This is a genomic window from Cobetia sp. ICG0124, assembly GCF_004006355.1.
In the GTDB taxonomy this organism is placed as follows: domain Bacteria; phylum Pseudomonadota; class Gammaproteobacteria; order Pseudomonadales; family Halomonadaceae; genus Cobetia; species Cobetia marina.
This window is the reverse complement of the sequence record NZ_CP024893.1, coordinates 2,032,282-2,045,542: the sequence shown is the minus strand read 5'-3', so window position 1 is coordinate 2,045,542 and position 13,261 is coordinate 2,032,282. Positions and strand designations below refer to the sequence as shown.

Here is a 13,261-nt window from a genome sequence, read left to right as displayed (position 1 = left end):
GGGGTGCCTGGATGGCATCTCCTGGCGGTAGCGTGTCCGAACACGCGTTGCAGGTGGCAGCCAGGGAGGGCTGCTACCCGTGATGCCTACCCATCACATGACGGAAATGGAGTTTTACCATGGCTTTTGACGCCTACCTCAAGATCGACGGCATCCCGGGCGAGAGTCTGGATACCAACCACAAGGACTGGATCGAGCTGCTGAGCTTCGAATTCGGCGCCAGCCAGGCGACTTCCGCGACTGCCAGCTCCGCCGGTGGTGCGTCTGCCGAGCGCGTCAACCTGAGCGAGTTCGCGATCAAGAAGTTCATCGACAAGGCTTCTCCGAAGCTGTTCGAAGCGTGCTGCCGCGGCCAGCACATCAAGGAAATCACCCTGCAGGTTCACCGTGCCGGTGGCGAGCAGGTGCGTTACATGGAAGTGAAGCTTGAGGAAGTCATCGTGTCTTCCGTGGACCTGGAAGGCATGGCGTCCTTCTCCCAGGCCGGCGGTGGCGGTGCGACCGATTCCGTGCACGACGCGCGTCACGATCTGCCGTCTGAAGAGATCAAGCTGAACTTCGCACGTATCAAGGTCACCTACACCCAGCAGAAGCGCAGCGATGGCCAGGGTGGCGGCAACATCACCGGTGGTTGGGATCGCACGCGCAACCGCGTCTACTCCTGAGTATCGGCTCATGGCGCGGCGGCGTGAGTCGCCGTCCATGAACAGGAGAGTGGCATCCCGGGGCTTGGCCAGCGTGCTGGCGTGAGCTCGTCTTCAGGGGATATCACGTCCGGGTAGAAGGCATGCCGGGGGAGCGATAGGCTCTCCCGGCATGTCTGTTTTCCCCTTGTGCATCCCCGTTTGCTTCGATGAGCGCCTGCGAAATCATTGTGCTGTCAGTTCTGTGCCAACAGCTCTTTGCCAACAGGGTCTGTGCCAATAGCTCTATACCAATAGCGCTGTGCTAACTGGCTCTGACACAACAGCACTGCGCCACAGTGATTTCGCAGGCGTTGCCTCGCAACGCGATCAACACGTGATTCAGGAGAGACAAGATGGCCGACGAATGGGACCGCGACGAACTGCTCGCGCCAATCGGCGCTCATGGGACAGGAGAGGACCTGGGCTTTTCGCTGCTCTTTGACGAGATCAAGGAAGCGCGTCGCGCAGACCCGGCCTACCTCAGTCAGGGCGAATGGCAGGCCGATCTCAAGAAGTCCGACTGGAATGCCGTCATCTCGTTGACTGCCGACGGTTTGGCCGAGCAGAGCAAGGACCTGTCGCTGGCGGGCTGGCTCTGCGAAGGCCTGGCGCACCGGGATCATTTCATGGGTCTGGCCTGGGGGCTGGAGCTGATGACGGCGCTGTGTGAGCAGTACTGGGAGACGCTTTACCCGACGCTCGAGGAAGGTGATGAAGAGCGTGTCGCCCGTCTGACCTGGCTGGATGACACCCTCGCCGGCATGATCGGCACCTTGCCGCTGGTGGAAGGGCAGCTCTACGGGCTCGACCGCTATGAGGAGTCGCGTCAGGTCGAGAACCTGGCGCGTACCGACGTGGATGCCATGGAAAGCGCGCTGGCGGATGGCAAGATCAACGCCGATATCTTCCAGCGTTCCGTGGTGCTGACCGAGACGGCGACCTTCCGCGAGCGTCACCAGCAGATCGTCAAGTGCCAGCAGGCGCTGGCCGGTCTGGTGGCGCAGCTCAATGCGCAGCTGGGGGTGAGCGCGCCGACCTTCAGCCAGCTGCAGCGTGGTCTGGCGGATTGCACCCAGTTGATCGAGCGACTGCTGGGCGAGCGCGGGGTCAGCCTGGACGATGAGGCCCAGGCATCCGCCGAGAGCGATGCAGAAGTGACGGACGCCGCAAGTGGCGATGCCTCCACTGGGGATGCGAGTGTCACGCCATCCGCTCAGGCGGGCATGGCGCCGGCGGCACTGCGCACCACGCCGCAGACCCGCGAGGAAGCCTTCGACATGCTCAATGGCGTCGCCCAGTACTTCAAGGGCAGCGAGCCGCACAGTCCGGTGCCGTATCTGGTCGAACGCGCCGTGCGCTGGGGCCGCATGCCGCTGGAGGAATGGCTGCGTGATGTCATCCGCGAGGAACATGTCGTGGACGGCATCCGTGAAACCCTGGGCACTCAGCGGCGTGATGATCACTGATGATGTTCAAGAGCTCGATCTATGACCGCCTGCAGCAGGTGCGCCCGGCAGAGCCCGAGGCGCCGGTCACCAAGGTGCGCAGCGACTACCGCACTGACACCCTGTGTCTGCTGGATGGCGTGGCGCTGACCTCTGCAGGGGCGGTGGCCAAGGGGCAGCTGCCGTCATCGGCGGCGGCCGAGATCTCCGCGACCCTGCGTGGCCCGGATGGCTATGGCCTGCTGGTACACGAAATCGCGCTGGGGCAGGCGGGCGCATCGCCTGCCTCCGGCGAGCAGGTGGCACGTCTCGATCGCCGCCATCAGCGGCTCGAGACCTTGATCCAGGCCCTGATCATCGACGCGCTGTTGATGCTGGAAGCGCTGCCGGAGGGCGCGCCCTTCGATATCGTGCTGAGTGCGCCGATTCGTCATGCCAGCCTGGTGGAGGGGTTTATCGCACGTCTGCGCGAGACGGTGGCGGCCACGCCCTTCGCCGACGCGCTGGGCAGCGTCACGCATCGCGCGGTGGCCGAGCAGGACTTGCATGAACTGCTGGCCGCTGAAGCGTCGGGTGGCATGCCGCATGTCATCTGGCTCAGCGTCGACTCGCTGTTGTTCGACAGCAGCGTCTCGGAACTGTCGCGACGCGGTCAGCTGGCGTATGCCTCTCGCCCGAGCGGTCTGTTTCCCGGTGAGGCTGTCGCGGCGCTGCTCTTCGAGCGCCTCGCGCCTGACTCACCGGCTCCCTTGCAGGGCTGGCAGGTGCCGCTGGCGGCAACGCTGACCCATGCGGCGCGGGGTAGCCGCGAGCTGCGCCGCTCGCCGGCACCGCTGATGCAGCTGATCGAGCGCCAGTGGCCCGTGCAGGCGGAAAATGACGAGCATGCCTCTACCCGCGAGCCGTTCGAGCCCATGCGTCTGGTGATTGATAGCCTCGGGCTGCCTGGTCGCGCGGTGGAAGCCGGCACCAGCCTGATGAATCGCTGGCCGGGACTGGACATGATCGAGGATGGCACCACGCTCGACAGCTTCTGCGGCTGGCCGGGAGATGCCTGGCTGGCGTTGGCGCTGGTGCTGGCGATCGCGGAACTGGAAGACAACGACAGCGCCCTGGTCGTATCGCTGCGAAACGATACTCAGACTCAGGTACTGGCACTCACGCCCTTTGCCGGTTAGCGCTGACGGCGCTGCATTTGCCCTGTGCTGACTGTGCTCGTCCTGTGTTGACTGTGCTCGTCCTATGTTGCACATCGCTGCGTCTTGAGACGCATGACCCGAACTGAACAAGCCGATGCACTCGCTTGCCGAGCGAAGAAGCGCGCGCACCGTGAGGATGTTAAGGATGGCAGAGAATTCCTGGCTGGATAGCCTTGCTGGAGTCGTTCGAGATTTCACTGGATCAGAACGAGCGCCTGCTCACGCTTGAGATGAGCGGCGCGGACTTCATTCCGCATCGCCTGGTGGGGGAAGAGCGCATGTCGCGTCCCTTCGCCTATACCCTCGACTGCATCTCCCAGAACGGTGATATCGAGCTCAAGACCCTGATGGCACAGCCGGCAGCGCTCTCGGTGCGTCAGGCCGATGGCAGTTACCGCAAGCTCTCGGGGCTGGTCGAGTCGGCCGCACTGCTCGGTGAGGACGGCGGCGTCTTCTATTACCAGTTGATGCTGGTGCCGTGGCTCTCGATGCTCAAGCTCGGTCGCGACAGCCGTATCTTCCAGGACCTCACCGCCGTCGAGGTCATCGAGGCGGTGTTCTCGAACCACGCCATCGCGCAGGGCGAAGCTCAGGGTGGCTGGCGGCTGGACCTGCGTCGCGAGTATCCGGCGCGCAGCTACTGCGTCCAATATCGCGAGAGCGACTTCCAGTTCGTGAATCGCCTGATGGAGCAGGAAGGGCTGTTCTATTACTTCGAACACGCCTCTGACGACAGCGACTTCAATGGCCACCGCCTCGTCATCACCGATGATGTCGCGACCTGCGCACCGGTCGAGCCGCAGGTGATTCGCTTCCACCGTCCGCTTTCACCGACAGGATGCCACTGAGACTGGAAGACTCCATCACCCAGTGGAGCGGTCGCCGTCAGCAGCAACCGACGCGTGTCAGCCTCGGCACCTTTGATTACAAGCTGCCGGGCCTGGAGAAACGCTCCGGCCAGGACACGCGTAGCGATCAGGGCAACCTCAGCGAGCAGGAAGTCTACGACTATCCCGGCGAGTACTATTTCGACGATCACTCGCGCGGCGAACGCCTGACCGTCAATCGCCTCGAGGCCCATGAATCCCGCGCCAAGCGTTTCTACGGCGCTGGGGGTACCCGCCAGTTGAAGGTCGGCCGCTGGTTCGAACTCAGTCAGCACGCCCGCCATGAAGACGGCGACTCGAGTGAGCGCGAATTCCTCGTGCTGGGCCTGACCGTCTGTGCCGAGAATGCACTGCCGGTCTCCGCGCACCTCAAGGCGCTGCCGGGCAGCCTGCAGGCGCGCATGGCCGAGGCACGCAAGGCACATGGTCTTGAGAGTGAATGCGCTCAGGACGACTATGCCGATGTCGGCACCGGCCAGTATCTAATCGACTTCGAATCCCAGCGCCTCAGTCAGCCGTACCGTCCATCTCTCGATCATCCGCGGCCCAATTTGGGTGGCCCGCAGACGGCGATTGTCGTCGGCCCCGAGAACGAAGAGATCCACACCGACTCGCTCAACCGCGTGCGCGTGCAGTTCCACTGGGACCGCAGCGAGAAGGGTGCCGCTGACGCCAGCTGCTGGCTACGTGTCGCGCAGCCCAACGCCGGTGCCGGCTGGGGCAGTGTGTTCGTGCCGCGTATCGGCCAGGAAGTCATCGTCGATTTCCTCGAAGGCGATGCCGATCGCCCGTTGATCACCGGGCGGGTCTACAACGGTGATCAGACCCCGCAATGGCACTCCAATGGCCTGCTCTCCGGCCTCAAGAGCAAGACCTACCGCGGCAACAAGTACAACGAGCTGGTCTTCGATGATGCGACGGATCAGGAGCGCGTGCGCCTGAATTCGGAGCACGAGAAATCCCAGCTCAATCTGGGCTATCTGATCCATCAGCAGGGCAACACACGCGGCAGCTTCCGTGGTACCGGCTTCGAGCTGCGCTCGGACGCCTATGGCGCCATCCGCGCGCATCAGCGGCCTGCTGCTGACCAGCTGGGGGCAGATCGCCGCCAGTGGCGAACAACTCGATCTCACGCCCGCTCAGCAACAATTGGCCAGCGCCTATCAGCTCTCCAATACGCTCAGCGAGAGTGCCACCAGCCACAACGCAGAAGCGCTTGAGTCGCGCATGCAACCTCAAGCAGGCCAGTGAAGATGCCCAGGGGCGTTACGGTGCGGCAGACAGCGGCACCAACTTCGATGGCAGTTCCGCCGCAGAGCGCCAGCGCGGGCGGGCGTGGTGAAGCCGCACGGCTCGACGCCCCCTGGCTGCATGTCAGCTCACCGGCAGGCATCGCGCTGAGTACGCCGGAATCCACCCATCTGGCGCAGGGCAAGTCACTCAGCATCACCAGCGGCGAAGACATCAACCTGGCCACCGGCCGCAGCCTGATCGCCTCGCTCTCCGAAAAGTTCTCGTTGTTCGTGCAACGTGCCGGCATCAAGCTCTTTACTGGCACGCGGCAAGGTGGAAATGCAGGCGCAGAGTGATGCGATGGAACTGACCTCCGAGAAGGACATGACCATCACCTCCACCGAGAGCGACACCGTTACCCATCCAGGCCAAGAACGAGATTCTGCTCACCAGCGGTGGCGGCTATATCCGTCTGAGTGGCGGCAACATCGAAGTGCACGGGCCGGGCAAGGTCGATGTCAAAGGCGCACAGCATAGCTTTGCAGGCCCTGCGAGTCTGGAGGCTGCATTGCCTCAAATGCCAGAAGCCATCTGCGATGTTCAGTTCCGGCGATGGCGTTATCGTACTCGGAGATAGCACCACTCATGGTGGCAAGGTGGTGTCTGCCCAGTCTAACTATCTGCTGGAGGGCAAGCCGGTGGCAGTGGTGGGGGACATGGTGACGTGCCCCAAGGATGGCCACAGCACCTGCAGTATCATCGAGGGGCATCCCACCATCAGCTTGAATGGCAAGCCGGTAGCGTTTCACGGCTGCCATACGGCATGTGGGGCGGCGTTGATTTCTGCAGCGAGTGGCAAGCACGGCCTGGGATAAGGGCGTTGAGGTGTTCGTGGAACGCAATGCGTGTCTCATGAGTTCATTGGCTTTGGGGCTCATCCTGGTCTCGGTCTGTCTGCATGCCGGCTGGAATCTGCTGGGCAAGGGCCGAGCGCCTTCGCTGGCTTTCTTCATGCTGGCCATGGGCAGTGGGGCGTTGATCTTTGCACCGTTGCTGGCACTGGGGCCGGCGTTCAACGAGCTGCCGGATGAGTTCTGGGGTTGGCTGGTGGCCACGGGGCTGTGTCAGGCGCTCTACATGGGCGGGCTCGCCTGGGCGTATGCGCGCGGCGAGGTCAGTGTGCTATATCCCATCGCGCGTGCCTTGCCCGTAGTGCTGGTGCCGCTGGTCTCCTTGAGCCTGCTGGATAGCCAGGCGCTGACAGTGTCGGATTTCACCGGCATGGGGCTGATCGTGCTCGGTGCGCTCATGTTGCCCTTGAGCAGTCCGCAGGGCTTGCGAGCGAGAACCTATCTGACCCCCGCGCTGGGGTTCGCGTTGCTGGCAGCGCTGGGGACCACCGGCTATTCGCTGATCGACAAGCAGGCGCTCGACATCATGCTGAGTGTCGGCTATTCGCCCACGTCTGCAGGCGCTGTCTTTCTGGTGTTGCAGGCCATGATGACGGTCGCCTGGGGCGCACCTCTGGTGATGCTGTTGCCGACTGAGCGTCGTCGCCTGCCGATGCTGTGGCGGGGCGAGCGGGGCAGCATGTTGCTGACCGGCGTGATGGTGATGGCGACCTATGGGCTGGTATTGATCGCCATGACGCTGACGGAAGAGGTCAGCCTTGTGGTCGCCATGCGTCAGTTGTCGATCCCGCTTGGGGTGGTGCTCGGCGTGGTCTGGTTGCGCGAGCGTGCGGCCATGGTCAAGTGGGTCGGCATCGGCGTCATGCTGGCAGGGTTGTGGACCGTCGCGCTGGTGTGAGGAAAGGCGTGGCATGAGGCACAAAAAAAGCGAGACAGGCGGTGGCCTGTCTCGCTTTTCGTGAAGCTTACTTGGCGTCTGCCACCAGCATTTCCAGCGTGGCGCGGGCACCGTTGTCGTGCAGGCTCTTCAGGGCCTTGAGGTAGGCATCGCGGAAGCGCGGCTGATCGACCAGATCACCGAACAGTTCACGGTTGTCCAGGAAGGCGGTCGGCTCTTCGCGCTGACGGCTGGCGCGTTCCATCAGCTCGTCCTTCAGCGGGTCGACCACGTCGATGGTCTCGCCTTGTTCGTCGACGCCTTCGGCATAACGTGCCCAGCTGGCCACGACAGCCGCGGTACGACGCAGTTCGCCGTCGGTCTTGAGCTGTGCGTGGGCCACCGGGATCAGGAACTTCGGAATGCGGTCGGAGGTCTCGGCGCACAGGCGCGCGAGGGTGTCCTTGACTTCCGGGTTGGCGAAACGCTCGATCAGCGTCTGGCAGTGGGCATCGAGATCGATACCCGGCAGCTGGGCCAGCGTCGGGCGAGCTTCCTCGTTCATGTAGCCGAGCAGGAAGTCGACGATCAGCGGGTCGTTGCAGGCTTCGTGGGCGTAGCGATAGCCGGCCAGATAGCCGAAGTAGCACAGTGCCTGGTGGCCGGCGTTGAGCAGACGCAGCTTCATCAGCTCATAGGGCTCGACGTCTTCCACCGGCTGCACGCCGGCATCTTCAAAGGCCGGGCGGCCATTGGCGAAGTGGTCTTCCAGCACCCACTGGGTGAAGGGCTCGCAGACCACCGGCCAGGCGTCTTCCACGCCGAAGCGTGAGGACAGCTCTTCGATGTCATCCGGGGTGGTCACCGGCGTGATGCGGTCGACCATGGAGTTGGGGAAGGGCACTTCGGCTTCGATCCAGGCGGCCAGTTCGGCATCGCGTGCACGCGCGTAGGCGGTGAACATCTTGTGAGCGACGTTGCCGTTGCCTTCGATGTTGTCACAGGACATCACGGTGAACGGGGCGACGCCGCGCTCGCGACGACGTGCCAGGGCTTCGGTGATCAGGCCAAAGCTGGTCTTGGCCTCACCCGGGTTGGCCAGGTCGTGCTGGACGTCGGCGTTCTCGAGATTGAATTCGCCGCTGACCGGGTGGAAGTTGTAGCCACCTTCGGTGACGGTCAGCGAGACGATGCGGATCGCCGGGTCGGCCATCAGCTCGATCACGGCATCCGGGGAGTCCGGGGCAAAGCGATAATCGATGATGGAGCCCACCACGCGCGGCTCGTAGTTGCCGTCCGGGTGCTTGAGCACGACGGTGTAGAGGTGGTCCTGAGAGGACAGGGCTTCCTGCATGCGGCGATCGCCCGGCATCACGCCGACACCGACGATGCCCCAGTCCAGTGCCTTGCCCTGGTTCATCAGCTCGTCGAGGTACATGGCCTGGTGTGCACGATGGAAGCCGCCCACGCCGAAGTGAACGATGCCGGCGCTGACCGCCGCACGATCATAGTTCGGGGTGGCAACCTTGGCGTCCAGCTGAGTCAGACTGGCATTGGAGAGACGAGTCATGGGGGGAGGTCTCCTGCCGCATATCGCGGTCGGGTCAAGATGGGTAAAGAAAGGGTAGGTCGTAACGGCCAGCGGCGAAGGTTGCCCTCGTGAGTCAGGCTACCTTCGCCGCGGACCAGGCAGGGGACTTGCGTGTCCCCTGCCGACTCAGCCAGCGGTGGCCGCTTGCTTCGGGGACTGCTTGTTGAACAGCGCCTTGCTGCGCTGCAGTTCCCAGTACGCGAAGATGAAGTAGATGATCGTCGACCAGATGGTCACGTCATAGAACAGCTCGCGGTTCGCTTCGTAGCTTGCCAGGTCCGGGCTGCCGAACAGTACGCGCAGCGCCAGCACCAGGGGAATGACGAGACCGATCACCATCCAGATGGCTCGGATGACCTTGGTCAGACCTGACGTATCCTTGACCGGGGCATGATTGGTCGTGTCGGCCTGCTTGGCGTGGAAGGCATCGACTCGCTCCTGGAAGTGCTTTTCGGTGGCTTCCGCTTCCGGATAGGACTCAGCGGCGCCGGCGGACTTGGCCATCAGGGTGTAGAGAATGATGGAGACGAACCAGGTCGGCAGGAACAGATAATAGAACGGGATCACGTCGACCATCTCGAGACCGAAGCCGAAGATCAGAGACAGCGCCCAGGTCGCCAGCGCCGGTGTGTTGTGCTTCACCCCCTTGTAGCGCGCCCAGTAACGGCTGAAGCCGAGTTTCGGAAACAGGTGATGCTCAGCGAAGATGATCCCGCCGACCGGCACCAGTACCAGACCGGCGTAGGTCAGCAGCGGCAGCATGCTGCGATAGACGAACGGGAAGCAGCTGAGTACCGCAACGCAGATACCCACGGCCAGCGTCGCCTTGTTGCGCGACAGGTTCGGCATGGCTGACTGTGCGGCAAGGCCCGCGCGATACAGGTTGGCGTTGGCGGTGGTCCAGCCTGCGACGACCACGATCACGAAGCCGGCGGCGCCAAGGGCGTGCAGTGCCACTTCACCCGGCTCCAGCACATCGATGCTGATACCCGCGACGGCAGCGGTAGCGGCGCCCATCAGACCGGCGGAGATCCAGGCGACGTAGTGACCGAACATCATGCCGGTGCTGGTCGCAAGGCCGGAGCGCATGCGCTTGGCATAACGCAGCAGCGCCATGTCGATCAGACCGAAGTGGGAGAAGGTGTTGGCCGCCCAGGAGAAGCCGATGACTTCCCAGATACCGATGCCTGCCTCGCCCTGGGAATTGATCCCGGTGAAGACGGTACTGCCTGCGACATCAATGAAACTCGAGAAACTGTCCAGGCTGGTGTTGCCGGTGACGGACTCGGCCAGTTCCGGCAGCAGCACCAGGCCGCCGACGGTGAACATCAGCATCAGCCAGGGAGCGCAGATGCTGGCAAATTCCGTCAGAGCATTGAAGCCATAGACGGCAACCAGTACCACGATGGCGGCAACGGCCAGCGCCAGCAGGATGAACTCGAAGCTGGTGGGGTAGGCCTGGGTCTGGGCGGGTATGTCGAACAACAGCCTGACCGCCGTGGCGGAGACGGTGATCATGGCCGCCGAGATGGCGGTGAATATGATCACGTTGGCCCAGTTGTACAGCCGTGACATCGAATCACCGGCGATGCGGTGGAGATAGGTGAAGAGGCTGAGGCGAGTCTCGATGGCGATCGGTGTGGTGATCAACCAGAAACTGAGTACCGCCAGACCATTACCGATCAGCAGGCCCAGCAGGATATCCCAGATACCGGCACCGAGTGCCACGAAGGTGGCACCGATGACGAACTCGGTCGCGGCAACGTGCTCGGCGGCATAGAGACCGGCAAAGTGCGGCCACCGGTGCAGTTTGTGACGTGGTACCGGCAGTAGCTCGTCGTCCATATGGGCGATCTGCCGATCCAAATCTGGCGCAGTACTGGCCATGATTGGCTCCTGTTTTTTTACGGCTTGTCTTGCTGCTCCTACCCGAGGTGTCACGCAGCCGCCTTGGCGTTCCTATCGGCGATGACAGGGGTAGATCGTCTTTTATCGATCAAATGACTCAGGTGTGGTGCAAATGATCGATGAATGGTCATCAAAACGCAAAGCCCGCGTGCTTGAACTTTGGGCTATGTCCCCGGGTGATCTCGGAGATTCTGGTCTCGAAGGGGCTGAAGGCCGCATGAAACGTGAGGTTACGGGGAGATGTCGGTGTTCAATGACACGATTCAGCAAAGTGGATTTTTCCGTTCTCACGCTCTGTCCGGCGATGGAAACCTGGTGTCCTGGCGAAACCTGCCGGGTGTTGGGTAGAAGCGACATCAACTTCGGTGCCAGGCGACGGAATATGCACGAAATAACGACAAAGATCGTGAAAATTGAGACATCTTGCGGCCTCCTCGGGATGTCGATAAGGTTATGCAACACTGTTTCCTAATCAGGAAATGCCCTTATTGACACCCGGCGCCGACAGGGCGGCGGGGCACTGCGAGGAGGCCAGCCATGCGAACACGCACACTGACCATTCTGATGATGATCGTTTCCCTGATGGGCGCTCCCCTGGCGCAGGCCGGGCCGCATGATCGTGGTCATGGCCATGGACATGGTCATCACGACAAGCATCATCACAAGAAGCACTACAAGAAACACCACAAGCAAACCCAACGCATCAAGCGCGAGGCGCGCCGTGATCATCATTGGCGTCGTGGCGACCACCTGCCGCGTCACTATTATTCCGATCAGCGTTATTGGGTAAAGGACTGGCATCACCGTCACCTGTCCAAGCCGCCGCGCGGACATCGCTGGTTGAACATTGATGGGCGCTATGTCCTGGCGGCCGTTGCCGGGGGCGCGATCACTGCGATCATCCTCAATCGCTGATGGCAGTGGCTTCAGGCGTAGGCGCTGCATACCCAGGTCATGGTCGCCGGGGTGTCGCCGTTGTAGGTGATGGCGTGTCCGAGGGTGCTGTCAAAGGCCAGGCTATCGCCGACCTTGAGCTGGATGGGGTCGTAAAGCTCGGTCCAGACGGTCACCTCGCCGCTGGTCACGATGATCTGTTCCTGGCCGGAGTGTTTCTGCAGGCCGCCGAATTCCTCGAGACTGCGATTGAGCACGGTGGTTTCCAATACCATGTACTCCTTGGACGCCACGTTGTTGCAAAGCGGCCGATACCGGTAGTTGGGCGTCTCGATGACGTCTCCCTCCTGCGCTCGCGTCAAGGCGAGCCACCCCCGAAATGACGTGTCTTCCGTGTGATAGAACAGCTCGCTGACATCCACCTTCAGGCCCTTGGCGAGATTCACGATCGCCTCGAAGGTCGGTGAGATGCGTCCATTCTCGATTCTCGACACGCTGGCCGCCGAGATTCCTGACGCGCTGGCCACGGCCGCGATGGTCAGTCCCTTCTCCTTGCGTAGCGCCTTGAGGTTGTCACCAATGGCGCCTGCCTTGCGTTCTCTGTGCTTCAGAGCGATCGGCGTTTCCTGGTGAGATGTCATGTCAGCGTGCTCCATCGTGATCGTCTGCGGGGGGCGGCCCCTGGCTTGAGCGAGATGCCAAGACGTTTGCCGATTATGCCAATGAGCTGACCAATGGTGACGTGAGCATTCAGGTGTTCCCGGGCGGTACGCTGGGTGGCGCGCTGCGCGTGACCAATACCGTGAAGTCCGGTGTCGCGCAGGTCAGCCACAACTACATCAACTATGACTACGGGACGGACCCGACGGCGGCGCTGTTGGCTGGGCACTCCAGTGGCCTGACGCCGGAAGAGTTCATGTTGTGGATGTACGAGGGTGGCGGTGTCGAGCTCTATGAAGCGTTCCGTCGTGAAGTCTTCGGAGTCGTGGCCTTCCCGTGCTCCACCCTGGGCACCGAGATATTCCTGCACTCAAGCAAGAAGGTACAGACGCTGGAAGACTTCCAGGGACTGAGACTGAGAACATCCGGTGCCTGGGCGGAAATCGCCTCGCGCCTGGGGGCCTCTACCGTGGTGATGGCAGGCAGTGACATCTACACGGCGCTGGATCGTGGCGTCATCGATGCCGCGGAGTGGGGCAGCCCGGAGCTCAACAAGCCGACCGGCTTCCAGGACGTGGCGCAGTACGTCATCCTGCCCGGCGTCCACCAGTCCGGTGGCATCCTCGAGTGCGAAGTGAATGTCGATGCCTGGGATGGCCTGAGCGAAGCCCAGCAGAGTCAGTTGCGTCTTGCCGGCAAGTTGAGCGTGTTCGAATCCTGGCTCGACAGCTCCTATGCCGACCTCAAGGCCTTCAAGGAGCTGGAAGAGGGGCCCAATGAGATCGTGCAGCTGGATCAATCCTTCATCGATGCCATCTACGAAGAGACACGTGCCTGGGAAGATGAGAAGGCGGGTGAGAACGAGTGGTTCGCGCGCGTGCTCGAGTCACAACGCGCCTTCAAGGACAGCATGACCACCTGGCAGGATTACCGTCTGCCGATCGGGGAAATGGGGCGCTGACCCCGGTAG

The 13,261-nt window shown here is 62.4% G+C and carries 14 protein-coding genes and 1 pseudogene; 12 read left to right on the top strand and 3 right to left on the bottom strand.

Features of this window, described 5'->3' with window-relative positions; genetic code table 11:
• Positions 1–119 precede the first annotated feature (119 nt).
• From CU110_RS09490 to CU110_RS09465, 10 genes are all read left to right on the top strand, one after another.
• Entirely contained in the window at positions 120–665 is a 546-nt protein-coding gene (locus CU110_RS09490; RefSeq protein WP_084208878.1) for a type VI secretion system tube protein Hcp, read from the top strand.
• Between the two features lie 374 nt (positions 666–1,039).
• Positions 1,040–2,152, top strand: a complete 1,113-nt coding sequence (gene tssA / locus CU110_RS09485; protein ID WP_084208877.1) for a type VI secretion system protein TssA — start codon at positions 1,040–1,042, stop codon at positions 2,150–2,152.
• Positions 2,152–3,309, top strand: a complete 1,158-nt coding sequence (locus CU110_RS09480; RefSeq protein ID WP_084208876.1) for a hypothetical protein — start codon at positions 2,152–2,154, stop codon at positions 3,307–3,309. Before tssA ends, CU110_RS09480 begins: the two co-directional genes overlap by 1 nt.
• Positions 3,310–3,503: 194 nt before the next feature.
• Positions 3,504–4,178 carry a phage late control D family protein gene (locus CU110_RS17680; RefSeq protein ID WP_276317859.1) on the top strand — a complete coding sequence of 225 codons (675 nt, stop codon included), beginning with the start codon at positions 3,504–3,506 and terminating at the stop codon, positions 4,176–4,178.
• On the top strand, positions 4,169–5,437 hold the full coding sequence (gene tssI / locus CU110_RS17675; RefSeq protein ID WP_276317858.1) for a type VI secretion system tip protein TssI/VgrG: 1,269 nt from the start codon (positions 4,169–4,171) through the stop codon (positions 5,435–5,437). The genes CU110_RS17680 and tssI overlap by 10 nt, the downstream gene beginning before the upstream one ends.
• On the top strand, positions 5,434–5,559 hold the full coding sequence (locus CU110_RS17670) for a hypothetical protein (protein ID WP_276317857.1): 126 nt from the start codon (positions 5,434–5,436) through the stop codon (positions 5,557–5,559). The genes tssI and CU110_RS17670 overlap by 4 nt, the downstream gene beginning before the upstream one ends.
• A complete protein-coding gene (locus tag CU110_RS17665) occupies positions 5,516–5,806 on the top strand; it encodes a DUF2345 domain-containing protein (protein WP_276317856.1) in 291 nt (96 codons plus the stop codon). Before CU110_RS17670 ends, CU110_RS17665 begins: the two co-directional genes overlap by 44 nt.
• 65 nt (positions 5,807–5,871) lie before the next feature.
• Positions 5,872–6,087, top strand: coding sequence for a DUF2345 domain-containing protein (locus CU110_RS17660; RefSeq protein WP_346427191.1), 216 nt, complete (start codon positions 5,872–5,874; stop codon positions 6,085–6,087).
• A complete protein-coding gene (locus CU110_RS09470; RefSeq protein ID WP_077377206.1) occupies positions 6,047–6,325 on the top strand; it encodes a PAAR domain-containing protein in 279 nt (92 codons plus the stop codon). Before CU110_RS17660 ends, CU110_RS09470 begins: the two co-directional genes overlap by 41 nt.
• A gap of 37 nt (positions 6,326–6,362) precedes the next feature.
• Positions 6,363–7,259 carry a drug/metabolite transporter gene (locus CU110_RS09465; protein WP_084208869.1) on the top strand — a complete coding sequence of 299 codons (897 nt, stop codon included), beginning with the start codon at positions 6,363–6,365 and terminating at the stop codon, positions 7,257–7,259.
• Positions 7,260–7,326: 67 nt separating this feature from the next.
• Here the strand turns inward: CU110_RS09465 and CU110_RS09460 are convergent, their stop codons facing one another.
• Together CU110_RS09460 and CU110_RS09455 are read right to left on the bottom strand one after the other, a co-directional pair.
• Positions 7,327–8,808 carry a mannitol dehydrogenase family protein gene (locus CU110_RS09460; RefSeq protein WP_084208868.1) on the bottom strand — a complete coding sequence of 494 codons (1,482 nt, stop codon included), beginning with the start codon at positions 8,806–8,808 and terminating at the stop codon, positions 7,327–7,329.
• Between the two features lie 147 nt (positions 8,809–8,955).
• The gene (locus tag CU110_RS09455; RefSeq protein ID WP_240665342.1) at positions 8,956–10,674 is read right to left on the bottom strand and encodes a hypothetical protein; all 1,719 of its coding nucleotides are present in this window, start codon (positions 10,672–10,674) and stop codon (positions 8,956–8,958) included.
• A 600-nt stretch (positions 10,675–11,274) separates the two neighbouring features.
• On the opposite strand from CU110_RS09455, the gene CU110_RS09450 reads away from it, so the two are divergent.
• Entirely contained in the window at positions 11,275–11,652 is a 378-nt protein-coding gene (locus CU110_RS09450; protein ID WP_127735699.1) for an RcnB family protein, read from the top strand.
• 11 nt (positions 11,653–11,663) lie between these two features.
• Here the strand turns inward: CU110_RS09450 and CU110_RS09445 are convergent, their stop codons facing one another.
• A complete protein-coding gene (locus CU110_RS09445; RefSeq protein WP_164850339.1) occupies positions 11,664–12,272 on the bottom strand; it encodes an XRE family transcriptional regulator in 609 nt (202 codons plus the stop codon).
• Positions 12,273–12,334: 62 nt separating this feature from the next.
• On the opposite strand from CU110_RS09445, the pseudogene CU110_RS09440 reads away from it, so the two are divergent.
• Positions 12,335–13,252 (top strand): annotated as a pseudogene (locus tag CU110_RS09440) (C4-dicarboxylate ABC transporter substrate-binding protein); the annotation flags it as partial.
• Positions 13,253–13,261: the final 9 nt, after the last annotated feature.